General features: G+C 67.1%; 15 protein-coding genes and 2 pseudogenes. 8 read left to right on the forward strand and 9 right to left on the reverse strand.

All coding sequences use genetic code 11. The features are described 5' to 3' along the window. Window positions 1-140 precede the first annotated feature (140 nt). Both OG568_RS12735 and OG568_RS12740 read left to right on the forward strand, forming a co-directional pair. On the forward strand, window positions 141-932 hold the full coding sequence (locus OG568_RS12735; RefSeq protein WP_329531560.1) for a S1 family peptidase: 792 nt from the start codon (window positions 141-143) through the stop codon (window positions 930-932). Window positions 933-1,239: 307 nt separating this feature from the next. After that, window positions 1,240-1,476, forward strand: a pseudogene (locus OG568_RS12740) (LysE family translocator); the annotation flags it as partial. A gap of 18 nt (window positions 1,477-1,494) precedes the next feature. Here OG568_RS12740 and OG568_RS12745 read toward each other — a convergent pair. Next, window positions 1,495-2,667, reverse strand: coding sequence for a winged helix DNA-binding domain-containing protein (locus OG568_RS12745; RefSeq protein WP_329531561.1), 1,173 nt, complete (start codon window positions 2,665-2,667; stop codon window positions 1,495-1,497). Between the two features lie 162 nt (window positions 2,668-2,829). On the opposite strand from OG568_RS12745, the gene OG568_RS12750 reads away from it, so the two are divergent. Further along, window positions 2,830-3,990: a magnesium and cobalt transport protein CorA gene (locus OG568_RS12750; RefSeq protein WP_329531562.1), complete on the forward strand. Its 1,161-nt coding sequence runs from the start codon at window positions 2,830-2,832 to the stop codon at window positions 3,988-3,990. Window positions 3,991-4,583: 593 nt separating this feature from the next. Here OG568_RS12750 and OG568_RS12755 read toward each other — a convergent pair. From OG568_RS12755 to OG568_RS12780, 6 genes are all read right to left on the reverse strand, one after another. Then, on the reverse strand, window positions 4,584-4,928 hold the full coding sequence (locus OG568_RS12755; protein WP_329531563.1) for an IS110 family transposase: 345 nt from the start codon (window positions 4,926-4,928) through the stop codon (window positions 4,584-4,586). Then, complete coding sequence (locus OG568_RS12760) at window positions 4,873-5,778, reverse strand: transposase family protein (RefSeq protein ID WP_329531564.1); 906 nt, start codon at window positions 5,776-5,778, stop codon at window positions 4,873-4,875. Before OG568_RS12760 ends, OG568_RS12755 begins: the two co-directional genes overlap by 56 nt. A gap of 302 nt (window positions 5,779-6,080) precedes the next feature. Then, window positions 6,081-6,470, reverse strand: a complete 390-nt coding sequence (locus tag OG568_RS12765; protein ID WP_329531565.1) for a hypothetical protein — start codon at window positions 6,468-6,470, stop codon at window positions 6,081-6,083. A gap of 582 nt (window positions 6,471-7,052) precedes the next feature. Beyond that, entirely contained in the window at window positions 7,053-7,463 is a 411-nt protein-coding gene (locus tag OG568_RS12770) for a type II toxin-antitoxin system VapC family toxin (RefSeq protein ID WP_329531566.1), read from the reverse strand. Then, complete coding sequence (locus OG568_RS12775) at window positions 7,460-7,735, reverse strand: hypothetical protein (RefSeq protein ID WP_329531567.1); 276 nt, start codon at window positions 7,733-7,735, stop codon at window positions 7,460-7,462. The genes OG568_RS12770 and OG568_RS12775 overlap by 4 nt, the downstream gene beginning before the upstream one ends. Before the next feature lie 617 nt (window positions 7,736-8,352). Further along, a complete protein-coding gene (locus OG568_RS12780) occupies window positions 8,353-8,781 on the reverse strand; it encodes a winged helix-turn-helix domain-containing protein (RefSeq protein WP_329531568.1) in 429 nt (142 codons plus the stop codon). Window positions 8,782-9,085: 304 nt separating this feature from the next. Between OG568_RS12780 and OG568_RS12785 the strand changes: the two genes are divergently transcribed. From OG568_RS12785 to OG568_RS12795, 3 genes are read left to right on the forward strand one after another with little or no spacing between them, the layout of a single operon-like run. Next, a complete protein-coding gene (locus OG568_RS12785) occupies window positions 9,086-10,792 on the forward strand; it encodes a replication initiator (RefSeq protein ID WP_329531569.1) in 1,707 nt (568 codons plus the stop codon). Then, complete coding sequence (locus OG568_RS12790; protein ID WP_329531570.1) at window positions 10,789-10,980, forward strand: helix-turn-helix domain-containing protein; 192 nt, start codon at window positions 10,789-10,791, stop codon at window positions 10,978-10,980. The genes OG568_RS12785 and OG568_RS12790 overlap by 4 nt, the downstream gene beginning before the upstream one ends. Continuing rightward, a complete protein-coding gene (locus tag OG568_RS12795) occupies window positions 10,980-12,287 on the forward strand; it encodes a tyrosine-type recombinase/integrase (protein ID WP_329531571.1) in 1,308 nt (435 codons plus the stop codon). Before OG568_RS12790 ends, OG568_RS12795 begins: the two co-directional genes overlap by 1 nt. A gap of 218 nt (window positions 12,288-12,505) precedes the next feature. Here the strand turns inward: OG568_RS12795 and OG568_RS61430 are convergent, their stop codons facing one another. Together OG568_RS61430 and OG568_RS12800 are read right to left on the reverse strand one after the other, a co-directional pair. Continuing rightward, window positions 12,506-13,099, reverse strand: a complete 594-nt coding sequence (locus OG568_RS61430) for an Imm1 family immunity protein (RefSeq protein WP_358763173.1) — start codon at window positions 13,097-13,099, stop codon at window positions 12,506-12,508. Window positions 13,100-13,213: 114 nt separating this feature from the next. Continuing rightward, window positions 13,214-20,182, reverse strand: coding sequence for a DddA-like double-stranded DNA deaminase toxin (locus tag OG568_RS12800; RefSeq protein WP_329531572.1), 6,969 nt, complete (start codon window positions 20,180-20,182; stop codon window positions 13,214-13,216). A gap of 544 nt (window positions 20,183-20,726) precedes the next feature. Here OG568_RS12800 and OG568_RS12805 point away from each other — a divergent pair. After that, window positions 20,727-24,740 (forward strand): hypothetical protein, encoded by a 4,014-nt coding sequence (locus OG568_RS12805; RefSeq protein ID WP_329531573.1) that lies wholly within the window; start codon window positions 20,727-20,729, stop codon window positions 24,738-24,740. Window positions 24,741-26,022: 1,282 nt separating this feature from the next. Continuing rightward, window positions 26,023-26,220: pseudogene (locus OG568_RS12810) on the forward strand (CorA family divalent cation transporter); the annotation flags it as partial. Between the last annotated feature and the right edge of the window lie 223 nt (window positions 26,221-26,443).

Here is a 26,443-nt window from a genome sequence, read left to right on the forward strand (position 1 = left end):
TCCCCTCTTGGATGCGGAACGTTCCGCCTTCTAGCGTGAGCGTCGTGCCGCTCGCTCGGGCATACGGCGTCAGCCCACAGTCGCCGTGCCTCACCCCCCACACCCGCGCGTCCCCCCACCGGCAACTTCTGAGGAGATCCATGTTCGGGCTCAACCGCGCCAAGAAGACCGCCGCCCTCTGTACGGCGACCGCTGCCGCTGCCGCGACCGCTCTCCTGTGCGCACCCGGCGCCGTCGCCGCCCCCCAGCCGATCGTCGGCGGCACGACGACCACCACCACCGCGTACCCGTTCATGATGCAGATCACGGACGCCTCGCAGAACCAGTTCTGCGGTGGCACCCTGGTCGCGGCCAACAAGGTCGTCACCGCCGCCCACTGCATGGTCGGCGAGACCACGAGCAGCGTCCGCGTCGTCGGCGGCAGAACGTACCTCAACGGCACGAACGGCACCGTCAGCAAGGTCAGCAAGATCTGGATCAACCCCGACTACACCGACGCCACCAACGGCGACGACGTGGCCGTACTGACCCTGTCGACGTCGATGTCGTACACCCCGGCGTCCTACGTCGCCTCCACGGACACCGGCGTGTACGCGACGGGCGCCACCGCCCGCATCATCGGCTGGGGCACCACCTCGGAGAACGGCAGCTCCTCCAACCAGCTGCGCACCGCGACCGTTCCGATCGTGTCCAACACCAGCTGCGCCAGCTCCTACGGTTCCGACTTCGTCGCCAGCGACATGGTCTGCGCCGGATACACCTCCGGCGGCGTCGACACCTGCCAGGGCGACAGCGGCGGCCCGCTGCTCATCGGCGGCGTCCTGGCGGGCATCACGTCCTGGGGCGAGGGCTGCGCGGAGGCCGGCTACCCGGGCGTCTACACCCGCCTGACGACCTTCTCGAACCTGGTGAAGACGCAGATCAACTCGTAATCACCGTTCAGCGGACTCCGATGACTGTTCGTCAGCCACCGGCGCCGCGAGCTCCCTCGGTCTCCTGAGCATCCCTCAGGTGAAAGCCAGGGGGCGTTGCGAGCCTCCACGAGCGGCCCGCAACGCCCCCTATCCATTTCCTCCCCCGTTCTTCCCCTTACTTGTCGGCGGCCAGCTTCCCCGCACTGCCCCAACTGCCCGCCGGCACCTCGTGGACGAGTCGCCGCCGTTCCATGTCGGGACGGCAGCGATCAGGCGGGCGCTCGCGCACGGTCGGCGCACGGCGGTGATGACGGCGCTCGGCAATGTCGTCGAGCAGTTCGTGGACCACTCGGCGGGACGAGTCCCCGCGCAGATGCTGACGCTCGGTCTGATCCCGATCTCCATCGGGCTGGTCACCGACACGTTGTGGGGGCTGACGGCCTCCGCGGCCCGCTCCTGGTTCGCCGGCTCGGACCGTCGGCTGTCGCTGATCGGGGGTGCGGGCGGCTGCACCCTGATCGGGCTCGGGGTGACGGTGGCGGTGACGGGCCGCGCGGACTGAGTCCTCCGGTGACGTGACTTACGCGGCCACGGTCCCGAAGCGGATGTCGTACGACGTCGACGCGCCGGACACCGTCCGGAGCAGCCTCTCGGCCTCCTCCGTCACCTCGTCCCGCTGGGCCTTCGTGAGCCGGCCCAAGGTCTCGATGGTGAGCACCTCCCCCTCCTGCCGCCACAGGCCTGCCAGGAATCCGTCGACGAGCAGCGTGCAGTACGCCTGATTGCCCGCCCAGGTACGCCCCTTGAGGCCGGCGGGCACCACCCGGGAGCGGTCGGCGTGCGAGAGGAGCAGGTTGTCGAACTCCGGCAGGAAACGGGGTGGGGCCGGGGTGTCGGCGTCGGGGCGGGGCGCGTCGGGCAGGTCGAAGAGCTCGACGCCGTTCGCGTCGCGGAAGGTGAGAAGCCGCGGGCGCAGGCGTTCGAAGGCCTCGCGCAGCCGGGTCAGCCCCGCCCAGGTCTGCATGTCCTTGACGGAGGCGGGCCCGAACGCGGCGAGGTAGCGCAGCACGGCCGCGTCGGGGCCGGGGGACGGCTCGGTGGGGCGGCCCAGCCAGTGTTCGGCGGTGGTGAGCGCGACCTGGCCTCTTCGGCCCCACAGGCCGCGCGGGGTGACCTGCACGAGCGGCAGCCGGCAGCGGGCGGCGACCGAGAGCGCGAACGGGTCGGCGTCCGGCCAGTGGACGAGCAGTTCCTCGCGCAGCTGCTTCATCGTGCGCGGCTCGGTCTCCACCAGCTCCCGGCTGATCGCGGCGAGCCGGTCGAGGTCGACCCCCGCGAGTCCCTTGCGGAAGTGGTTCAACTCCCGGTCGCGGGCTCCCTGCACCAGCGGTCGCAGGGTGAGGGCGTCGTCGGCGGTGTGGGTGTGGATGGTGGAGCGCAGGGTCACGATGCGGACAACGGCCCGGTCCTCCATGGCCGTCGACAGCTCCTCGGGCCGGAACCCCTCCAGCCGGGCGGCGAGAGCGTAGTACGGCGGCTTCACGTTCTGCGCCTGAAGACCTACGAGGTGCCGGACGGCGTCCGTGGCACTGCGACCGGCGGACCGGCGCAGGAGGAGCTGACGGGCGAGGGTCGCGCGGTTGAGAGCGCGCGGGTCGAGCACGGGTGCGAGTGCCGGTCCCGGTACCGGTCCCGGTGCGGGTCCGGGAGCGGGTGCGGCGGGGTGGCCGCCGCCGCTCGTCTTCGTCGTCATGGTGTGCACGCTAACGAGCAATGCGGACACCTTCGGTCCGCGATCCACGGATCCCTCCCCACGGACGCCCGGACGACAAGCCCTCTTCCGCCCGCGACATTTGACCCGTATATCCTTCTCCGTGATCACAGCGACGTACCCGCGACATGGGAGGCAGCCGCAATGTCCGAGCGACGCCCCCGTCCGGCCGCCAGGAACGGCAAGAAGTCCGTCTGGCGGCGCGCCCTGAACGCGCCGGCCGCGACCGGCCCGACGCCCCCGGCGCCGCGCGCCGACCCGCCGGAGCCGGAACCCGCCGACGCCGACAGCGTCGTACAGGCGGCCCTGTACCGCGACGGGGTACGGGTCTCGACCCCCGCCTCCCTCGCCGACACCTTCCGAGAGCTGCGCGACCAGCCGTCCGGGATGGCATGGATCGGCCTGGCCCGTCCCACGGAGGCCGAACTCCTTTCCCTGGCCGCCGAGTTCGACCTGCATCCGCTCGCCGTCGAGGACGCGATGGAGGCACACCAGCGTCCGAAGCTGGAGCGCTACGGCGACACACTCTTCGTCGTCCTGCGCGCCGCGCGCTATCTGGACGCGCCGGAGGAGGTCGACTTCGGCGAGCTGCACGTGTTCGTGGGCCCCGACTTCGTGATCACCGTCAGGCACGGCGCGGCGCCGGACCTGTCGGCGGTGCGTCGTCGCATGGAGGACTCCCCGGAGCTGCTGAAGCTGGGCCCCGAAGCCGTCCTCTACGCGATCCTCGACTCGGTCGTCGACGGCTACGTCCCCGTCGTCTCCGGCGTCCAGAACGACATCGACGAGATCGAGACCGAGGTCTTCCGCGGCGACCCCGAGGTGTCCCGCCGCATCTACGAACTCTCCCGAGAAATGGTCGAGTTCCAGCGCGCGACCCGCCCCCTGGTGGGCATGCTGCACGCCCTGATGGCGGGTTTCGCCAAGTACGGCACCGACGAGGAACTCCAGCGCTACCTCCGCGACGTCGCCGACCACGTCACCCACACCAGCGAACGCGTCGACGGCTTCCGCCAGGCCCTCACCGACATCCTCACCGTCAACGCCACCCTCGTCACCCAGCAACAGAACGCCGAGATGCGAGCGCTGGCGGAGGCGGGCTTCGAACAGAACGAGGAGATCAAAAAGATCTCTTCATGGGCGGCTATTCTGTTCGCTCCGACGCTGGTCGGGACGATCTACGGGATGAACTTCGAGCACATGCCTGAGCTTGGGTGGACCTTCGGATACCCCTTCGCGATCGGTCTAATGGGGGTTGTTTGTGCCGGTTTGTACGTGATTTTCAAGCGGCGGGACTGGCTCTAGCCCCTCGCGCCACGCCCAGTTCCTGTTCACACTCTGCTCACGCATCTACTGCGGATCGAGCGAGGATCAGCCGTGGGGAGTCCCTGGGGAGAAGTGATGCGGGTGATCTCCTCGCCCTGTCATGACCGAGCCTCTGACCTGGCCTTTTAAGAACTTGTCGGCGCTGGGGAGAATCCGGGGAGAATCGAATGGCACTCTGCCCTTCCGTTCGGCGCAACGAAACCGCTTGGCTTCCCTGTTCGCCAGTCTCTGCCGAGCCGACTGACCCTGCGACACATCACATTCAGTGACACCAATGCCCGCCTCGACGCCCGCATCATGGGACGTATCACGACCACCAGGTCCTCACGAACACACCGCTCGGCGGAACCCTCCACGTCATGGTCAAGGACGGCGAATGGGCCTTCGGCTCCCTCCGCACCCACGAAGCCGTCTCGGTCGTCGCCCTCATTATGTTTTCCGCGGTCCTGCAAGAGGGCCGCTGGCCTCCGGGCCCGGCATGACTGTTGCCCCCTGCCGAAGGCATGACCTTGGTGGGTGGTGTCACCGGGCCGGGAGGTGCCGTCGGAGACGCTGATGAGTGCCTCTGTGTGTCAAGCGGCCGCGGCGAAGGTCGTGTGGCGGTCGCGCTTGAGGGGGCGGTAGACAACGTTCGAGAGGCGTCGTTTGAGGGCCTGCGGGCCTCCGCAGGCGGTCTTGCCTTCGGTGATTTTCCGCAGGTAGTAGTCCTGACCACGGCCGCCCTCACGAATCTGGCAAACCGCGATGATGTGCAGTACGGAGTTCAACGCGCGGTTACCTCCGGTGTTGAGGCGGTGGCGGGTGTTCTTGTCGCTGGAGGCGTCCAGGGGTGCTGTGCCGGTGTAGCTGGCGAAGTGGTGCTCAGTGGGAAAGCGTGTGACGTCGCCAACGTGTCCAAGGAGCTTGGCGGCGAGCACTGCGCAGGGTGGCCATGATCCACGGCGCAGTCCCGGTGCGTACGCGTGAGGCGTCCTCCGCATAGGTCACGTCCCGGACTTGGTGCAGGGCTTCCACCGACCGGTGTTCCTTTATGAGTTGGGCCAGTTGCCTGCTCGGGCGTGAGGCTCGTGACGGCGTAGACGGTCTTCTTCTCGACCTTGCCGGTCTTGCGGTGGGTGCGGCGGCGCTTGATCTCCATCGCCTGCACGGCGTGCGGGAACAGCAGGCCACAGCGGACGGTGCACTCCTTTCTTCTGATTGCCCTTCACCACCCGGGACGTAGTGGCCGCCCGGGGCGACGATCGTCTTGGCGTGGCCGTGCTGGGTGTGCATCGCGTCGGCGGTGACCACGATGCCGCGCAGGTGGACGGCGGCACCGTCGAGGCAGGAGCCGCGCACGGTCTTGCCATCCCGGGCCGGTCCGACCAGCGTGTCGCCGGGCTCCTCGACCGGGTCGGTGCAATAGCGGGCCGGCCAGACGCCGATCGCGTAGTCGACCTCGTTACCGTCCAGGCGGGCCGGCAGCCGCCCCAGAGTGGAAGCGTTCGGCGTGGCCCGGTGTGGCCCGAGCGCCGCGCGCAGGTCCGGTCCCCCGTCGGTGGTGAAGCGGGCGGTCTGAGTCAGGGAGCGTGCCCTGCCGACCACGGCGACCAGGCACAGTGCGAGCAGCGTGCCCAGCCGGTAGCCGCGGCCGCGCACCAGGCGACGATCGGGAACTGCGCTCAACACCACAAACAACGTGACCAGTTCCGACTCGGCGGCGGGCAGGAACGGCGGGTCGGCGTCCTCACAGTGGCGGACGAGGACGCCGATCAGGGAAGATGACACGCAGACGCGGCTCCAGCTCTTGATCTTCGGCCTCAGCAACCTTGATCATCTGGCGCCGCGTCCGCTGCTTCCAACCAGGCGAACCACCTGTCAGGCAGCACAACCAGGTGATCTGCTCATCTCGCCGAACGAGAACGCATCAGCCCTGGCAACGGGGGCCGCTGTCAACTCTCTTTGCGGGGCGCCCGGAAGTAGGAGGCAGTATTCGCAGTTCTCGCGCCGCTGAGATCGGACCGTCCGCGCATTGCATGGGACCCGCTGGAACCGTATCGGCGGGGTTACCATCGACCCCTGGTATTCAGTTACGTCTTGTCGGCTTCTGTCGGCCAGTCGGCACGACTCGGCGGCCTGACCAGACAGGCAATCACGGAATCCGCCGATTCATTCACCAGGAGAATCATCCTCCATCCATTGCCACGCGCGGCGAGTATTCCAACGGATTCCTTGGCCTCGTTCAACGCGTCAAAGAACTGGCGCCAGCCGAAATTTGCCTCGCGAAATTCTTTGATCGAATCGTGCCGATCGTGATATGTGGACCTGAACATAGCGGCCGATCCAATTCCAATGGGAACACTCTCGTCGAGGCCGTCGAGGATCGCCTCAAGAGTCTCACGAGGAACCATCCTTACGGCTTCGCAGCCAGACTTGCGAACGACTTCGCTTATTTTCCCTCTTGTAACTTCGAGCAACATGGCGGATTCCTCTTATTTAACTTCCCCCGGCGCCGGGCCAGACAGCGCGCGGAGTCCCGCGCATTTCCCCCTGGATGATGACCTCGAACTCGCCCCTAAGATCCGAATCTCCCCAAGGCTCATCGTTCGGGTGGACATGGAATCTGCCAGGAGGAACGGATCCCTTGAGGACAACTCCATTTCCGCCGCCCTTTGTAGCCGCTCTAATGGCAGCTGCTTCGGAGGTGGTCCAGCTCGTGTATTCGCTATCGGTGTGACCCAGATGGTGCAACTCAGGACTGGAGGTACCGCCACGCGGTCGAGCGATCCCCTCGACTGCGTCGTCGAAAGCAGGGTTCAGCTCGCCGGTCTCGCCGCTAATCTCCGCCACTCCTCGATAAACAGTGGTGCCGCCATTGCAGTTGTGTACGAGGACCGGCGTAGCCCCCGCCAGCACATAGTACGTGTGCTACGCAGACCCTCCCTATCTGCGTTTTCGCAGATCAGCGGCGGTTTCGGGTTCCGCTGGTGTCCGTGACTGTGCCCTGTAGTCCGTGCTTGTTGCCGTCAGCGCTGCCGTCAGAGGTGTAGACCGCTGGTCGGCTATGGCAGGAGTGTCAGCACGGGGACGTGGGCGGGCTTCACGACGCTGAAGTGCCGCCGGTCGAGAGTGGCCACCCGGTCCACGTCGAAGCGTTCGGCTACCGCGATGACCGAGGCGTCGACTCCGCCGAGCGGGAAGTCGGCGTACTGGAGGACCAGCTCACCCATGCGCGTCAGGTCGGTGGGAGTGAGGTGGACCAGCTCGAATGTTCCCCGTGCGACCTCGGCGAGGAACGCCGCTTCGACCTGGGGCCAGCGCTCCAGCAGCCAGCAGACCTCGGTCATGACCGGACTGGGCAGCAGACGGCGGCCGGTCAGCGACGTCAGCAGGGAGGCGCACTCCGGGTGACGCCGGTCGGCCGCGTTGAACGCCGCAGCCAGGGGTCCGGTGTCCAGGACCGTGGCAATCACGCCGAGTCGCCGAAGCGCTCGCGCATCCGCTCGCGGATGTAGTCGTCGTGCTGTTCAGCCAGATCCTCTGGGCCATTCACGCTGCCGATCAGGGCCAGCAGCCCGGCCGGGACCGACTCCTCGGCCTCGTTCGCATCGACTGCCGGCAGCGACTGGGCAACCTGTGACAGTTCCTCATCCTGGGTGACGAGCAGGCGCAGGCGTCTCACCTGGGTCGGGGTGAGCCGGTCCACCAGGTGGTGCATGTCCTCGTAGTCGTATGCAGCGGTCACGCCAGCAGTGTAGGACGGCCCCGCGGCCTCGGACAGCTGGATCGGCAGAGGTTCACCCCCGCCGGCGTGCGGGCAGTCGCCCGGGGATTGCCAGGAATTTGGTCGATGTCCCCGCGTGTGTTCCTGTCTGGCGCTTCCCCCGGCGGCCCGTTCGCCGGGGAGGGCGGTCCTCGGGCGTCGGGGCGGTGCCGGTGCCTCCGCCAGTGCGGCAGCGCGGAGGCCGGGTGGGGAGGGGTCCGCTGAGAAGGCGGGTCGCTGGGGGTATCGCTCCCCGCTGGAGGCGGTGCCGGCCACCGCCCTCGGTGAGCCCGGCGACGGATGTTGAAGGTCGGCCCCCTGGCTGGCCCTGTGCCTGCGATCCGGCCGTAGGACGGTCGTAGGCGACAACTTGCTGTGCGACGCGCAAGGGCTCACGCCCACAACTTGCTCCCGGAGGCACCAGGTTGGGCCCAGCTCGCGCCTGGGTCCGGCCGTCTGCCAGCACCTCGCGCGGGCGTCGGCTGCTCGCCCGATGGTGGGCCGGTCGGTGATATTCGGCCGGTTCAGACGGGCGGGGCCCGCTTGAACCTCGTAGAGAAAATCTGAACGCACGCCCCCGGGCCACCCGGCACGGCGGGTCAGTGGGCCCGCTTGCCGCCGCCCGTCTCCAGGGCTTCGACGCGGCCCCGGAGATCGGCGATCTGCTGAGCGGCCTCGGTCAGCGCTCGTTCCAGCTCCTCGACGCGGGCCGTCGTCCCGCCGATGGGTGCGGTCGCCTCCGGGCCGTCGAGGTCGTCGGGGTCATCGTGGTGGGCGACGAAGGCGCCCTTCCCGGGGCGGGAGACCGCCCACCCCTCCTGCTTCAGCAGAACCATGGCCTTCTGCACGGTCAGGCTCGCCGCCCCGAACTCCCGCATCAACACGGCCTGTGTCGGCAGCGCGTCTCCCGGCCGCAGCCCACCAGAGCGGATCCGCTCACGCAGAATCTCGGCGATCACCTCGAACGTCAGCGGCACCCTGCTGCCCGCCGGCCTCCGCCCGCGCCGCCCCACCACCACGCCGGTCACCCCGCTTTCCACGCCCTCTACCAGCACAATCCGGCCCGTCCAAACCGGGAAACCGGCCCCACACTACCCGCGTCCCACCACCCACCAGAAAGGAATCAGGAGGGATGCACTTGAATGCGCCGGTGAGGCGATGTTAACGTCACGCACCCGCCGGTGATCACCACCGCGCCCCGCCGACCAGACCCCTGGTCCGGCCCCCGCGCCCAACTTCGAGGCGCCCCCGTTCCCCTGTGAGCCGATCACTTCGGCCTGCCCACGCCGCACCGTTCCGCTTCCGCGCTCCCGCCGAAAGGCCCCTTCCCGCATGCCCGCACACCTCCAACTCCCATACTCCACAACCATTCCAGCCGCCTCGCATCCCTCGCCATCGGCGTTGACGACACCGACCTGGCCAGCGGCCGTCACCGCTTCTGCGGCGACAGGACGGTCGGCGCTGGAGCGCCGCGCCAGGCTCACCGCCAAGCTGGCGAAGCTCGCCGCCACCGGCCAACTCGCACCCCTCGCACGACAGATCAGCACGCTCGGCGGCTGCGCGCACCCGATCCGCCTCACCGGGCACCGCACCCGACTCGACAGCACGACCGGTGAGATTTTCGATCACTTCGACTCCGGCCGACTTCCGGCGGGCGAACTGCTGGTCCGCTGCGGCAACCGCCGCGCCACCCGCTGCCCCGGCTGCTCCACCGTCTACCGCTACGACACCTACCAACTCATCGCCGCCGGCCTGCGTGGCGGCAAGACCGTCCCCACCAGCGTCGCCGCGCACCCGCGCGTGTTCGCCACCCTCACCGCACCCGGCTTCGGCCCCGTCCACAACCAGCCCGACACCGGCCGCTGCCACTGCGGCCAGGTCCACCCCGACGACGACCCGCTCCTCGGCACCCCGCTCGACCCCGAGCACTACGACTACACCGGCGCGATCCTGTGGAACGCGCACGCCCCGGCCCTGTGGGCACGCTTCACCACCCACCTGCGACGGGAGATCGCCAAGGCCGCCGGGCTCACGCAGCGGGTCCTGCGCGATCACGCCACGCTCTCGTACGCCAAGGTCGCCGAGTACCAGAAACGGGGCCAGGTCCACTTCCACGCCGTCATCCGACTCGACGGACCCACCGGCCCCGGCAGCGCCCCGCCCGCCTGGGCCACCGTCCAACTCCTCGACCATGCCGTCCGCGCCGCCGCCACACGCACCCGCGTCGCGCATGACTGCCAGCCGCAGCAGCCTGCCGGGCACGCGCCCGGGGCCGGGGAGGTCGGCCAGGGCGATCGGCCGGTGTTCCGGTTCGGGCGGCAGACCGACGTCCGCGCGATCCGCGGCACGGACTTCACCGGTGACAGCCCGGTCACCGAGCGGCACGTCGCCGCCTACATCGCCAAGTACGCCACCAAGGGCGCCGAGACCACCACCGGCACCCTCGACCGCCGCCTCCGGCTCCTCGCCGAACTCGCCACCCACGACATCACCGACCACGCCCGCCGCCTGATCCACACCGCCTGGCACCTCGCCACCCAACCCCAGCACGCCCACCTCCGCCTGCGCCAATGGGCCCACATGCTCGGCTTCCGCGGCCACTTCTCCACCCGCACCCGCCACTACTCCACCGCCCTCGCCCACCTCCGCGCCGAACGCACCGCCTGGCGAACCGGTCAACCCGACCCCCAGACCCCAGCCCCAGCATCGGCTGAGACGCGGGCCGGTCAGACGGGCGGCAGTCCGGTCGGTGACCGCGCAGGACACACCACTGGCCTGGCCCCCGGTCTCCGCAACATCGCCGGTCAGCGCGTGGACTCGGACACGACGCTGGTCATCTCCCACTGGCAGTACGCCGGAACCGGCCTTCTGCCCGAACTCGAACACCTCGCCGACCTCCTGGCCACGACGCGGCAGACCCGACCCGAGCAACCGACCCGACCCCGGCGCTCGGACCGCTCCGGTGACCGCGCCGCTCACCCGGTCGGTCACTCCACCGATCGGCTGACCAGTGCCGTCCGGGCGGGGGCCGTCGCGTGACCGCCAGCACGGAACTCCTCACCGTCCCCCAGGTCATGGAACGCCTCCAACTCGGCCGCACCGCCGTCTACGACCTCATCCGCACCCGGCAACTCGCCTCCATCACCCTCGGCCGCGCCCGCCGCATCCCCACCCACGCCCTCACCGACTTCATCCACACCCGCCTCGACCAGGAAGCCGCCGCCTGATGACCACACCCCGCGACACCCCCGCCTCCCGCCGCACCCGTGCCAACGGCGACGGAACCGTCTACCAGCGCAAGGACAGCCGCTGGGAAGCCGCCGGATACGTACTCGCCCCCGGCAACACCCGCCGCCGCATCCGCGTCTACGGCAGCTCGCGCACGGAGGCGCTGGCCAAGCTCACCGAGAAGATCGCCAACAGCAACCGCGGCCTCGCCGCACCCTCCGCGCAGGGCAGCCTGGCTGCGCATCTGACGTACTGGCTGGAGGCCGTCGCCGTACACCAACTCCGCGAGAACACCCACACCCGCTACACCGCCTGCGTGAACAACTACCTCATCCCTGGCCTCGGACGGAAGAAGCTCGCCAAGCTCACCGCCAAGGACGTCCGCACCTGGCTCAACCAGCTCCGCACCACCTGCCAGTGCTGCACGCGCGGCCTCGATGGGGGCCGTAATGAACCCCGTTGCTGCGCCGCCGGGACGTGCTGCTCCAAACGGCTCTCCCCACTGACGCTGGCGTATATCCACTCCGTGCTCAAGTCCGCTTTGGAGCACGCCGTCCGAGAAGAGGAGATCCCCCGCAACGTCGCCCGCAACGTCCGCACCGGCACCCCACGGCCCCGACGCATCGAACCCCTCACCGCCGAGGAAGCCCGCCAGTTCCTCACCGCCGCCCAAGGCCACCGGCTGCATGCCCTGTTCGAACTCGCCCTCCACACCGGACTCCGCAAGGGCGAACTCCTCGGCCTGCACTGGGAAGACCTCGACCTTGACGCGGGCACCGCCGCGATCCGCCGAACCTTGCAGCGCAAGGCCGCAGGCGGGCTCACCACGCTGCCCACCAAGACCCGGGCCTCCGAACGCCGCATCGCCCTCCCTACCCGCTGCGTCCAGTCGCTGAAGCACCACCACGAACAGCAGCGGCACGAACGTGCGACCGCAGACACGGCGTGGCAGCACAGCGGGCACGTGTTCACCACAGCGCAGGGTCGACCGATCGACCCGACAAACCTGACCCGCACCTTCATCGCGCTCCTCCGCAAGGCCGGCCTCCGCCGCATCCGCTTCCACGACCTCCGCCACTCGACCGCCACCCTGCTCCTGGAACAGGGCGTCGAACTCGTCGTGATCAAGGAACTCCTCGGCCACGCCCACATCGGCGTCACCGCCACCGTCTACGCCCACGTCCGACTCCGCCTCCAGCGCGACGCCATCGACACCCTCAGCACCGCACTCGACAGCCCGGAGAACACCAAGACGGCACGCTCCGACGGCGACGAACCGCCACCCGGCGCCGCCCTCGTCCGCTGACGTTGCCGTCAACTACTGCCGTCACCCCACACAGACGCCTCGCCAGACACCGCCTGACGGAGCGTCAAATTCGCTTGCACACATCGAGAAGCAAATTGAAGTTCAACAAACAGCGACATCAACGCGAAATTCGCGCATAACCTTCATGATCGAGTAATGAATACCGTCTCACCGAAAGGGAGATTCCATCTTGCATGAAGCGCCACCGAGAACCTTCATCAGTGCAATGGGTGCCGTGTACCCGAATCTCTGCACCACGGATCCTGACAGTAGGAAGGTGGCACATCCGCCTGTCCATTCAGAGAGTGGTACGCGCCAAAGTCACCACGATCCCAGCAAATCGCCGTAGGCCTCTGACCGCTTCTTAGTTCGCAAAATTCCTCGACGGCCGCACGAATATCAGATACCGGCAGCGTATTGCGGGGCTCGAAGAGCCTCCAATCGCCCAAATCAGCAACAACGTTTTGATCCAACACCGGCGGTTCCGGATTCCTGGAGGTCCACACACTCCTCGCAATCTCCCGATCCACTCGAACTACGGAATCCTCGGGAACTTGCCACCTCAATGCGCCATATCCTGTAAGCGGATTTGTCGAGACCTGAAGACAGCTGTCAAAATACCGATCTGATTTCATCGGATCCCTATGTGGCGCCAAGAGCACAAACGTTGCAAGAATGCCACCCTTTGGCTGTCCAACCACATCTGGCCCTCGGTCGGGCCCGCCGGTCACCAACTCTCCAATCAAGCGCCTAAGAATAGCTCCCGACGCTGCATGATATGTCGTACCGCCAGTGAAAATAGTCAGAATCATTAATATCCTCCAACGTTCGCAGGTGAGGCGATGCGGAATACTGAAACTAGACCGGCCCCACCCCGGAGGATTCTACCCCAGGGCGGGGCCGGCCAGATATTACACCTCTTAAGATTAACCGCCGCCCAGCATAGTTACCCCGTGCCAGCCCTCTTCAGTGCGCCAAACGGATGTCAGGCTAGACCCTCTTGGTAGAATTGCAGACACCCCGGTCATGCATGAATAGGGACCAGAACAAACCCCGTCAGAATTATTGATTACGACTGTCGCCCTCTGAACGCCATTGCTTCTCATAGCCAAAGCGATCTTGGTTTCTACATGAGATGCGGCCGCGAACCCACCTGCAGCGTCGTGAGGCACGCCAGATTTTCTGAGCGCGTCCCTCACTTGCACGAATGAACCATTCTCACCGCTTGATACAGGAGCTCCGACTTTATTTCCAGCATCATCAACGACCTGACCAGTCGTAATCTTGCTGCCTGCCAACTCGTCCGCGATGCCGTCGAGCGGATTGCAGTTGTGAACAAGGACCGGCGTGGCCCCCGCCAGCACATAGTACGTGTGCAGGGTGCCGACTGTGAGGTCGTAGGTGGTGGTGTGCTGGTGGAAGTTGCGCACGCCGCGAATGACGACCGTGGTGCCGTCGGCCTGGCGGAGTTTGGTGCCTGGGGTGAGGTTGTGGGCGTCGGTCCAGTGGTGGTGGGTGGCGTCCCAGAAGGGGTGGTGCCACGTGGTGACCAGCTTGGCCTTGTGGCTCGACGGTGGTCCGCGCCTCGGCGCCGTGTCCACAGTGAGTTCGGTGAAGTCTTTGTCCGTCGTGGTGACGATGACGTTCTGGACCGGTTCTGGTGCTGTGACGCCGGTCTGCGGGTCAGTGGCCAGGACCGTGTCGCCGGCCTTGACGTTGCTGATCGGTTTGGATGAGCCGTCGGCGAGACGGACGGCGGTGCTGGGTATGAAGCTGTGCGCCACGCAGCCTGCCGCAGCTTCGGCCGCGTCGACCACGAAGCGTTCGGCCTTGACCGCGTCCTCGGCGACCTTGGCGGCTTCTTCCGCATCCTTGACCACGGTGTAGGCGCGGTCCAGTGCTCGCCAGACCTTGAATGCCTCGACGCCGACCTTGATGGCCTTGAAGATCTTGCCCCAGGGGACGGCTGTCAGGGCGGTGTTGACGCAGCCCATGACGTCGCCCTTGGTGAAGCAGTTGTAGGCGTCGGTGAGGCCGATGACGTCCGCGACCAGGCTGAGCAGGCGGTGTTTGAAGCCGGACGCCTGTCTCTTCGCTGCGGCCGCCGCCGCGTCCGCGGTGGCTTTCTGACGCTCCAGTGCCCGTTCCTCAGCCTGCGCGTGGGCGGTGCTGTTGCTGACGTCGGCCTTGTACTTCTTGGCGTAGGACTTGGTGTTGTTGGGGGTGCTGCCCGAGCCAGGATGGTCGTTCATGGCCCGCTGCATGGAGTCAGCATCGGTCGGTGTGCCGTTGATGCAGTAGGGACAGTTACGAGTGGGGCAGTCGGCGTCGGCGCAGGCGCCGGTGGGGTCGGAGGTGGTGATAGGGGTGTCGTCGGCGTAGTCGTAGGCGTTCCAGGATTGCGGTGAGCCTGGGTCGAGGAGGGGGTCGGGGCTGAGGAATCGGCCGATGGAGGGGTCGTATTCGCGGGCGCCGAGGTTGGTCAGACCGGTGTTGTCGTCCTGGGTACCGCCGACGTACCCGCGTTGCCCAGCTGTCCACGTGCCGGACTGGTCGCGGGTCTCACCGAAGGGTTTGTACTGGCGGCGGGTGACCTGCTGGGTCTGGGAGTCGATGGCCAGGGTGCCGGTGCCCTGGCGGTCAGGGATCAGGTAGGTGAAGTGGCCGTCGGAGGAGTGGGTGGCCACGGTCTCGCCGGCGATGGAGATGTAGCGGACGCCGTCGGCGCTCGTGGCGTCCTTCTTGAGGGTGATCTCCTCGTCACCGGCGTAGAGGGTGGTGGCGTCGGGGCTGTGGCGGAGCAGCAGGCTGCCGTCGGCGTTGTAGAGGTACTTCGTGTCGCCGCTGGAGCCGGTCGAGGCCAGTTCGGACAGGTTGCCCTCGTCGTCGTAGGTGAGGGTGTCGGTGCCTGCGCGGGTGGTCCGTGTCTGGACGTTGCCGTCGTCGTCGTAGGTGTAGCGGTTGGTGGTGTTGGCGGCCGGGTCTCCCGGCGTCACCTTGTCGACCTTGTCCACCGCGTGCGCCGGGTGGCCCTTGCCCGGAGTGGTGAAGGGTGCGTATGTGGCCGTCGTGTCGTGGGTGGTGTCGCCTGACGGGTCGTGGTCCACCTGCGTCGACCTGGCGCCCGTGTCGTCATAACTCCAGGACTGCCAGTACGGGGAGGGGCCGCCCACGGTGGTGGAGGCACCGGGGGCGGGGGTGGCCGCGCAGTCGTCGGCGGCCGTCCACGCGGTCTTCAGGCGCTGAGCCCAGTCGTAGTTGAAGCACTGGGTGTCACTCGTGCCGGTCTCCAGCTTGTCGGTGATCTTCGTGACGTTGCCGGACGGCTGGTAGGCGTAGCTGGTCTTGTCGGCGATCGCGGCGCCGGACTGGGTGGTCGTGGTGGAGTCGGTCAGGCGGTGGGTCTGGTCGTCGTAGTTGAGGGTCTGCTGGGCGAAGTTGCCATCGGTCCCGTAGATGAACTGGTACGGCTCGTCGAACTCCGTGTAGCTGAGCTTGTGGACGTATGCCCAGCTGTTGACGGAGCCGCCTACAGCTGTGGGGCGGTTGAAGGCGTCGTAGCTGTAGGAGACAGTCTCCTGCGGCAGCTTGACCGTGGCGGGCACGGCGTCGGTGTACGAGCCGAGCGTGCCGGTGAGGTTGTAGCTGTTCGAGGTCGTGTACGTGCCGGCAAGCGCGCCTTCCGCGGCCGGGATCACGAGCTGGGTGGACTGCACCCAGCCGTGACTGTCGTAACCGAAGACCTTCTGCGTGTAGGCCGTGCCGCTGGTGCCGCCCACGTAGCGGGTGGAGGAGGTGGGCTTGCCCTTCTTCAGCGTGTCGTACGTCCAGGAGGCCAGCTCGTTGCCGGCCGCGGGCGCCACGTTGCCCGTGGTGTCGTACTCGGCCTTCTTGCGGCCCATTTCGTCGTACTGATAGCTGATGGTCTTGTTACGGGCGTCGGTCGTGGTCAGCAGCTGCCCGGCGTTGTCGTAGGTGGAGCTGGAGGAGCCGGTGTCGGGGTCGGTCTGAGAGGTGCGGCGCCCGAGGAGGTCGTAGCTGCTGGACCAGGTGTGTCCCTGGCCGTCATCCTGGCCGGTCTGGTGGTCTGCCGCGTCGTAGGCGTAGGTGACGGTGTCGGCGGCGCCCGAGGGCGTGGTGCCGTGGTAGCGCAGCAGTTTGACCATCTGGCCGCGGGCGTTGGTGTAGGTGGTGGTGGGGGTGGCGCCGTCGGGCGGGGTGACGTCGACGCGGTCGGAGCCGGGGTAGGCGGTGGTGGTGCGCCAGGTCTCGGAGGCGAACGTGTAGGCGATCGAAGCGGTCACCCGGCCCGCACCGTCGTAGACCGTGCCGGTCTGAGACGGGGTCTTATTGTCGGGGGCGTCCACCAGCGTGCCCGTGGGAACGCCGGGGTTGTAGTACGCGTCGGAGGCGCTGACCGGCCAGCCGTGGGAGTCGTAGACGGTGTCGGTGATGGTGCGGCCGCCGTCCACGGTGGCCGTCTGTGTCTCGCGCGGGCGCAGCAGCGCGTCGTAGATCGAGATGGAGGTGCGGTAGGCGTTGTTGTCGTTGAGGGCCTGGGTGGTGACCGTCGACGGAGTGTTGGGGTTGAGGTCGTAGCTGAATTTGGTGTTGGGGTTGTTGTCGGTGGGGAAGCCCGGGTTCCAGACGGCGGTGAGGCGGCCGAGGGGGTCGTAGGTGCTGGTGGTGGAGTATCCGGCCGCGTCGGTGGTCTTGAGGTCCAGGCCGCGGGCCGGGTCGAGCGTGGTCGTGGTGGTGAAGCCGGCGGTCTGGCCGGTGACCTTCGGCTGGGTGACCTTGATAGAGGTCGGGGTGGCGCCGGTGGTGGGGGTGTAGACGGTCGTGGTGACGTGACCGTTGGCGTCGGTCTCGGTGAGCTCGCGGCCGTAGGAGTCGTAGGTGTTCTTCAGCGCGGTGATGTAGTGCGCGGTCCCGTCGGCGGCGACGGAGTCGGCCTTCTGCACCATCGTCACATCGCCCTTGGTGGGCGTGGCGGTGTTGTCGGTGGAGTTGTCGAAGAACGTCAGGTCGTCGCTGAGCAGGTCATCGGGGTAGGTCGGAGTGTCGGAGCATTTGACGGCGACTTCCTGGACGCGGCGCGGTGTCGGCAGCAGGTTGCCGGTGGCGTCGGTGGCGTACCAGGTGCGGGTGCACTTGTCGTCCTTGGAGGTCGAGACGTCACCCTGGTCGTCCATGGCTTTGGGCAGGCCGGTGGCATCGTCGAGGGTGTAGTCGATCTCGCTGGTGCGCGTGGTGCCGTCCGCTTTGGTGGTGGTGGTGCGGGCCCGCTTGATGTTGGTGCGGTGTGCGAGGAGCGGGTCCAGGCCCGCCTTCGTGCGCGCCTGGGTGGCGGTTGCCGCGGAGCTCCAGGGGTCGGTGACGCTGTCCGACAGGAGGGCGCCGCCGTCACCGTTGAAGGACTCCGTCTCGAAGGTCTGGCCGGCCAGCCAGTCGGAGTCCTTCTGCGGATCGTCGCCGGCGCGGTCGTTGAGGGGGACGCTGCGGGTACCGGTGGAGGTCTTGTCGCCGTCCATGCCGCGGAAGAACGTCTGCCGGGACAGTGTGATCTTCGCCGGGGATGTGCCGGTGCGGGTCTCGACCTGGCCGTAGCCTCGCCACTGGTTCCAGGTGCGGTACTTGGCCTGTGTCAGCGGGTCGTCGCTGAAGTGCCAGGCCGGATCACCGACGTACGTGTATGAGGTCTGGACGGGAAGGCCGCCGCCCGTCTGGTCCTGCTCCGTCACCGAGTTGACGACGAACTTGTTGAACCAGTCCAGCTGCGGTGACGTCTGGCCCGGCGGCGTCCAGTACTGCGGGTAGCAGCGGTAGGTGTTGCCGTCCTCGCTGGAGGGCAGCACCTGGGTGCCCGCGCGGTGACACTGGGGGCCGGTGTAGTTGACCGTGATCACTTCGCCGGACTCGGTGGTGATGGTGGTCAGCCGGTAGCGGGTAATCGGCTGGTAGCCGTCCAGTCCGTCGACCCGGTTGGCCAGCGCCTGGCCGGCGAACTTCACCGGTGGCAGGTCCAGGCTGCCGCCGTCCTTGCCGGTGTGCACGATCTGGCTCAGCCACAGCGACGGGGTGGTGGTGTCCCCGGTCGCCAGGAAGGTGTGGGTCAGCGCCCAGGCATCCACGTTCTGGTAGCCGGTGCCGACCAAGACCTGGGTGCGGATACCGGTCAGGCGCTGGGTGGTGAAGAACGCCGACCCGTGGTTGTTGCAGGTGCCCGAAGACGCGCACGTCTGGTCGACGGGAACGTCCGGCCAGTGCGAGGCGTTGGCGGTCGTCATCTTGGACGGCGCGCAGTCGAAGCTGGAGTCGGCCAGGCAGCGCTCGGAGGTGTCGAAGAACACCTGGGCGGCGGCCGGGGCGGTGCTGTCGTAGACCTTCCCCGCCAGCTGCCCGTACTGAATCTTGGAGAGGTAGCCGCCGCGGGTGTACTGGGTCGGCGTGGTGGCGTTGTCGCGGCCGTAGTAGCCGGTCTCAGGGGTGTACCAGTAGCTGACGGCGTTGTCGTGCGGGTCGACGACGTAGTCGAGGTTCCACCGGTATCCCTGCTGGCACCAGGAGGCGGCGAACGTGGAGGCATGGCACGGCTCGGTGGTGTCGTTGCCGTACACGGGCGTGGTGAACACCGAGTTGGTGGTCGCGTTGCCCGATGCCCAGCCGGGCAGCCGGTTCAGGCCGAAGTAGTACTTCGTGCCGTCGGCCGTGGTGACGATGAAGTACTCGTTGTCATTGTCACCATTGACCGTGTCGGTCTTGACCTCGATCTTCTCGCCGTTGTCGCCCTGCGGGTGCCAGGTGTTCGTGGCGTCGTCGTGGACGAGCGTGTTGGACGACCCGTTCAGCGACAGGGTGAGGGTGTCGACCGCGTCCGACCAGCAGGCGTCGGAGGTCTTGGGACTGCCGCCCGCGGTGTCGTCGGAACAGGAGGCGTAGCTGCGCTCGACGTAGCCGGGCGAGTAGTCCCAGCCGTCACCGATCCACGAGGACTGGGCGTTGGTCGAGGAGGTACGCCCGTCCACGCTCTGCGAGCTGTAGTCCAGGGACACGCTCGGGGCCAGACCGCCGGGGACGTCGGGCACGGAAATCGGATACGAGTAGCTGAAGGCTCCGCTCGAACTGCCCGCCGACCACTGGCCGGACGAGGCCAGGGAGGTCGCTGCGTAGCTGCCACCGCCGCCCGAGGCAGCTGCCACCGCCGCCAGCACCATCGGCTCGGCTTTGGTGTCCTGCTGTGCTGTGGCGTGGGTGGGCAGCGTGACATCGGCCGAGACCGTCTGTGTCTCGACATCGTTGGCGGAGGTCAGCGGGGTCTGCTTGCGGCAGGCAGCGGCGTGCGGGGTGGTCAGGGCACACGCCGGAAGCCGCACCATGCGCAGCCGCCCTGCCCAGTCACCGCCGTAGGCGTCTTTGAACGCCGCATAGTCCAGGCCCACTTGGGCGCTGCCGCCCGCAGTGCCGTTGTCCGGCTGCACGGCGAAGACCACTCCGCGGACACCAAGTTGCTGCGCGGCACTCTGGCCCGGCAGCGTCACGTGCACACCGGTCCCGGTGTGGGCCCGGTGTGAGCCCTTGGCCGCGCCGATGGACACCGGAAGGCCCGCGGCCCGCTCGGCAGCAGCGCCGTGCGCGGGTACCGCCAGGTCGGCCGTGCCCGCCGTGGGCCAGGTCTTGTGTGCGTGGGCGGCGCTCCAGTGGGCCATGTGCGGCACCTTCGCCGCCTTGCCCTTGACCGGCGAAACCGGTACCGGCTTTTCCTTCTTCGCCTTGATGAGGTAATCCGGACGATGCCCGGCGGCGACCGATTCCGCAGGCGTGAGGAGCCCCACGAGTAGGCCGAGCGCGGCGACTGCGACGATCCATAAAGCAGGAGTCCTGCGTATCCGCATGGTCTTTCTGTAAATCCGCCAACGCGAATTCCGACGCACTCCGGACCCCCATTCCAGCACGGCTACCGAAGACACATTGGAACAGTTCTAAGCCGCCCCTCACAGCCCCTTCACATACTCAAAAGGTATAGAGATCGTCATTGAACACTCCAGATTCAACCAAGAAGCACCAGAAAAAGGGCCAACTCACGCACGAAGCAGCGTTATTGATCAAGAAAAGCAACCAACTGGTGCTTCATGCAACAAAGTTGCACACATCGCCTTCACCGGCTGAGACTCCGACACCAGCCCCCCTTTCATGGACAGTTGTCGCCTTGATGCGATTACCGGTAGCCTCCCTGGCGCCCAATGGGGCTTTTCCACTCGGACTCGACTTGGGGGGCAGATGTCCGATCGCTTCCGCCAACATTCCACTGGCGGTCCATTCAGAAAAATCCCGCGAATACCACGCCGGTTTGTGGCCGCCGCTGCCGGTGCACTGTTTCTGTCTCTCGCGCCCGCTGTACCGGCCGCGGCAGACCCCGTCCCGGGTTCCGTCGAAAACGTGACCACCGGTCAGCCGGCCCTCACCCCGGCGCCCGACGAGCGGACGCAGCAGCCCGAGCCGACCGGCTCCTTGCGTCCCGCCGACGACAGTGATCTGACGACGTCGCGGCAGACTGCCCTCGCCTCCGCCCAGAAACGGGCCACGGCGTCCGGCACATCGGTCCGCGTCGACGCACTCACCACCGAGACCGCCACCACGACGGCCAACCCGTCGGGCACCCTGACCTACAACTCAAGCCTGCTGCCGGTACGAGTACACAAGGCCGGACGCTGGGTGCCAGTGGATTCCACCCTGCGGCGCAATGCAGACGGCACCTACAGCCCCAAGGCGGCAGCCGAGCCCCTCGTCCTCTCCGGAGGCGGTGCGGCTCCGCTTGCCACCATGAGCAAGGGCAAGACCTCTCTCGCTCTTTCCTGGCCCAAGCTCCTGCCCGCCCCGCACGTCTCCGGTGCCAGCCTGACCTATCCGGGCGTGCTGCCCGGCGTGGATTTGAGAGTCACCGCCGACACCCAGGGCGGCTGGTCCCAGGTCCTCATCGTCAAAGACGCAAAAGCCGCGGCCAACCCGGCTCTCGCCAACCTCTCCCTCACTACCCGTACCCACGGCGTCACCGTCACCGACGACGGCCATGGCAACCTCGCCGCCACCGCCCCCGACGGCCGGGTACTCTTCAGTGCCCCGCAGCCGGCGATGTGGGACTCCAGCGGCATCGGCGCACAGCACACCGCCCCGGAGAACGGGCCCGCCCCCAAGGCCCGGGTGGCCCGCGTCCAGGGTCGGCTGCACGGCCGGACACTCTCCCTCGTCCCCGACGCCAGGCTGCTCGGCGACGCGCACACCAGGTATCCCGTCTTCATCGACCCGACCTGGAACCCGCACTACGCCAGCGGCGCCAAGCAGCACTACGTCGAGACCCAGCAAGGCTGCCCCACGGCGAAGAACTACGACTCCACCCAGTACGGCGACCCCGGCGTCGGCTACAACAGCTGGTCCGGCTGCATCGGCGGTGAACGCTCCTACTTCCAGCTCGCCGTACCCTCCGCCATCGACGGCGCGCACGTCGTCTCGGCCACAGTGGACGTCAAGGAGAACTACTCCGCCAGCTGCAGCCTCTCCTCCGACATCTCCCTCTACTGGTCCGGCGCGATCAACTCGTCGACCACCTGGAACACCAAACCGTCCCTGACCAGCAAGCTCGCCACCAAGAACTTCGGCCCGGCCTGCACAAGCGAGCCCTCGGGCGGCTTCTCGGTGACCGACACGATCAAAAAGGGTGCCCAGGTGCCCTGGAAGAGCTGGACGTTCGCCCTGGTCAACAGCCAGAACGGCAGCGGCGACGGCAACTACTTCAAGCGCTTCGACAACAACCCCTCGATGTCCATCGAGTACAACCACGTGCCCAACAAGCCGGGCAACCTGGCCACCAAAGTCGGCTCCACCTCGCTCGGCTGCGGCACCACCACCCCGTATCCGATCGTCGGCAAGACCCTGGCCACCACCCCGCCCACGCTCAACGCCTCGGTCAGCGACGGAGACAAGGACGCCCTCTCCGCCACGTACTCGTACTGGGTCGGCAGCGGCTCGGCCACCACGACCACCAGCGCCACCGTTTCCAGCGGAGCCAACGCGCCCAAGCAACTGCCGTCATCCTTCATGAGCGGCCTGGCCGACGGCAGCCTGGTGAGCTGGAAGGTCACCTCCACGGACGGCGAGGACACCTCCGCCACCTCGGCAACCTGTCACTTCACCGTCGACCTGCATAGCCCCGCACAACCCACCGTCACGACCAAAGACAACCTCTACCCAGAAGACTCCGCGGGTGTCACCGCGGCGGGCACCACGGGCGAGTTCACCGTTTCCGTGAACCCAGGCGCCAACGGCAACAACGCGGCAAAGTTCCTCTACGGCCTGGACGCCGCCCCGCCCACCTCCAACACCCCCACCTCACAGTGGACGAAGGCGAACAACAACACCGCCAGCATCCGGGTGACCCCAGTAGCCCCCGGCACGCACACGCTCTACGTCTACGCCGTCGACTCGGTCGGCAACGTCTCCTCCCAGCAACAGTACGAGTTCACCGCACTGGGCCATGCCCCGGCCCCGCAGCCGTACACCAGCCTGCAGGAAGCCTTCAACAACACCGCCACCACCGACGACAGCAACCACGCCACCGGCGACGCCGACGGCGTCGGCGCCACACTCTCACTCCAGGACCTCAAAGCGGCAGGTTGGCAGCCCGGCGGCAAGGTCACCGTGGACGGCGCCACCTTCACCCTGCCCAACTTCGGCTCAGCAAGTGGCGACAACGTCATGGCCGCCAACCAGACCATCAAGATGAACGGCGCGAGGGGCCAGGCCCTGGTCTTCCTCGGCTTCTCCACCTACGGATCCGTCGGCTCCCGGCACCAGAACGGCGATAGCACCAGCCCCGTCGTCCCTGACAACACCAACACCTCCGCCACCAACTGCAGCCTGGGCAACGGCACCTACGAGGACTGCACCACCCCCATCGGATCCCTCACCTACGACGACGGCACCGCACAGCCCTACTACCTGACCATGCCCGACTGGATCTCCGGCTCGGACGCCCTGGCCGCCGTCACCCTGCTTCACCGCAACACCCCCAGCACCCACGAGACCCGAAACACCAACATCTACACCTTCGCCGTCCCCCTGAAAGCCGGCGCCACCCTCAACTCGGTGACACTGCCCGACGTGGCCGACGCAGCGCGCCGGTACGTACCCGGCATGCACATCATCGGCATGAGCGTCCGCGACACTGCCACCGCGCCCGGCGGCGCGACCTGGACCGGAACGTGGGGGGCGCCCACCGAGGAGCGCTTCCAGCTCTCCAGCATGGGCGCCTTCAGCAACCAGACCCTCCGCATGATTACCCAGACCAGCGCCGGCGGTGACAACGTGCGGCTTCGGCTGTCCAACGCCCTGGGAACGGACCCGCTCACCCTTGACCACGTCACCGTGGCCTACTACAGCAGCGGCGCGGTGACGACGTCCACACCGGTCGACGTCACCTTCAACGGCAGCAAGTCAGTGGTCATCCCCGAAGGCAGCGAACTCTACAGCGATCCCATCCCGATGCAGGTCGTACCGGGCGTCTCACTGACAACCAGCATGCATCTGGTCAACCAGGTGAACTACCTCGTCATGCACCCCTGGGCAGCACCGGACACCCTCGGCTACGTCAGCGCCGTCGGCAGTGGCGACCACACCAAGGACACGGCCGCCACGGCGTTCACCGGCACCGGAACCGCTTCGGGGCGCTTCTCCGACATCCTCACCGAAGTCGACGTCACCACCACCGATCACCGGCCAGCAGTCTCCGTACTCGGCGACGGCCTCATCAACACGCGCACCTCGGGCACCACAGCCGGCTACCAGACCCTGCGCTACAACAACGACCTCTCCATTCGTCTGCGCACCAACACCGAGGGCATACCGGTCTACGGGGTCGTGGCCTCCGGCATCGAAAACAACTACCTCGGCACCGACCAGGGAGCAGGCGCCGGCGGCCGTGCCGTCCTCACCCGCCTGGACCGGGACGTACTCTCGATCCCCGGCCTGCGCACCGTCGTGGTCACCCAAGGTCTTGAAGACATCGTCGCAGGCCACGACGACGTCGACATCGACAACGCGCTCGGACTGCTACGCGACCAACTCAGAGGCTGGGGGATCAGAGTCATCTTCACCACCCTTACCCCCTGCCACAGCTACAGCCCCTGCACCGCAGCAATAGACCAAAACCGCATCGACACCAACACCTGGATCACCGACCAATCCGACCCCATCAAACCCAGCCTCAGCAACATCGACGCCGAGTCGACCATCGCCATCCCGGACCCGGCCAGCACCACAGATCCGCCCGCACTGATGCTCGACGCGGACACCGCTCCCCTCGACTTCGACTCCGGCGACCACGTCAACCTCACCTCCGACGGATACCAGACCATCAGCAACGCCTTCAACCTGGCCTCACTCGGTCCTGACGCCTAAAGCACACACCGATCAAGCAGCCGCAGCCCCCGCAACGCTCCGTCCGCGCGGGGGCTGCAGCCTGCACACCTGCACCTCAGGGGAGACACCGCCCGACGTCAAGGCGTCCGCGCTGGTTGTCTCGTCCAACCGCAGGGCCAGCACGACCCGTGAGTCCTGCCAGAAGACGATGAGAGGCACTGTCACGTTGGCTGATGACGTGAGCCGGTCTTCAAGTTGATCACGTGCGGGAGGGGATCGCGCGTAGCGAGGACGCCGCCGTTGCACAAGGGGCACCGGCACCCGGTCGAGGTGATCTCCCACTCCGTGTGGCTGTACTTCCGCTTCCCGTGGCTCCTCCCACCGCCGCATGGACTCCTCGATCAGACAGTTGGCGTGGTCGCGCGCTACGGCCAGGAAGGATCGGCGTCGGGTCGTGGACAACGCGCTCATCCATCCAGGCGCCAGCGAACTTGCAAGACCGGGTGAAGCATTCACGCGGTATATGCATCCAAGGCTAGGACTACGCCGCGCACGACGTGATGGGACGGGACGACGGCGCGATACCGACGACCAATCGTCAGTTTCGGAGCCATTGAACCACCGGCGTCAGATCAGATGGTGGAGCGAAGTGCGCCCCGCGATCCGGTGAGGGTAGCGCCGAGAGCGTGAACGCGGTCGGCTCGACGGCTTGCACGGCTGCGACGGCGTCGGAGATCCGACCGCGTGTGAGGTGGAAGCCGTCACTGTCGATCAGATCGAACGCTTGGGGGTGACGCACAGCCTCTTGGCACTGGCGCGCCCTGGGCCGGGGAAGCCGGTTCATCAGAGATGGTGAGCAACGGCGGCATCCCGTGGCGCGGCGTCTCCCCGCCGATCCCGAGCTCCGCGGCCATCGCCGCGTATGTGGGTCTGCCACCGCCAGGTCGAACCTCGGGCCAAGATCCGGGCCATGCGCGGAATCGACCCACCTCTGGCCTCAATCCGCACTATTTCCGCAGTTCAGAGGCATGGAAGGTGTGTGTACCACCAGCAGGCCAAGAGCCTGCTGGTGCCCTGATGGCCCTGTCTGCGACGGTGACCCACCGTGCCTTTGGCAGTTCCACAGGCAATCCGACCTTCCAAGGACTCCCCGATCTCCCGGGGAGGGCATTCCTGGGGAGAATTTGGGGAGTATGCGTGGCGCTGGGGAGCCGGTGGGGAGAATCGACTGCGTAACGCGGTACGACCCTGAAAGCCGCTGAACGAGTCATCCGCGCAGGTCACATACGACTGGATCTGCATCGCCGCAGGTCAGCGCCACCAGGTAGACAACTTCAAGAAGATCTCGTCGTGGGCGGCGATTCTCTTCGCTCCCACACTCGTAGGAACCATTTACGGCATGAACTTCGAGCACATGCCTGAGCTTGGGTGGACCTTCGGATACCCCTTCGCGATCGGTCTGATGGGGGTTGTTTGCGCAAGTTTGTACGTGATTTTCAAACGGCGGGACTGGCTCTAGCCCCTCGCGCCACGCCCAGTTCCTGTTCACACTCTGCTCACGCATCTACTGCGGATCGCGCGAGGATCGGCCGTGGGGAGTCCCTGGGAAGAAGTGATGCGGGTGATCTCCTCGCCCTGTCATGACCGAGCCTCTGACCTGGCCTTTTAAGAACTTGTCAGCGTACGCGAAGCCGACGGTCGCAACGCCGAGCCTGGTGCGGGGTTGTTCGACTCCCAGTCCG

The organism is Streptomyces sp. NBC_01450, assembly GCF_036227505.1.
Taxonomy (GTDB): domain Bacteria; phylum Actinomycetota; class Actinomycetes; order Streptomycetales; family Streptomycetaceae; genus Streptomyces.

Excerpts from the sequence above, each read along its gene's own strand:
- OG568_RS12735 (WP_329531560.1), top strand. The coding sequence starts at position 141 with ATGTTCGGGCTCAACCGCGCCAAGAAGACCGCCGCCCTCTGTACGGCG.
- OG568_RS12745 (WP_329531561.1), bottom strand. The coding sequence starts at position 2,667 with ATGACGACGAAGACGAGCGGCGGCGGCCACCCCGCCGCACCCGCTCCC.
- OG568_RS12750 (WP_329531562.1), top strand. The coding sequence starts at position 2,830 with ATGTCCGAGCGACGCCCCCGTCCGGCCGCCAGGAACGGCAAGAAGTCC.
- OG568_RS12765 (WP_329531565.1), bottom strand. The coding sequence starts at position 6,470 with ATGTTGCTCGAAGTTACAAGAGGGAAAATAAGCGAAGTCGTTCGCAAG.
- OG568_RS12785 (WP_329531569.1), top strand. The coding sequence starts at position 9,086 with ATGCCCGCACACCTCCAACTCCCATACTCCACAACCATTCCAGCCGCC.
- OG568_RS12795 (WP_329531571.1), top strand. The coding sequence starts at position 10,980 with ATGACCACACCCCGCGACACCCCCGCCTCCCGCCGCACCCGTGCCAAC.
- OG568_RS61430 (WP_358763173.1), bottom strand. The coding sequence starts at position 13,099 with ATGATTCTGACTATTTTCACTGGCGGTACGACATATCATGCAGCGTCG.
- OG568_RS12800 (WP_329531572.1), bottom strand. The coding sequence starts at position 20,182 with ATGCGGATACGCAGGACTCCTGCTTTATGGATCGTCGCAGTCGCCGCG.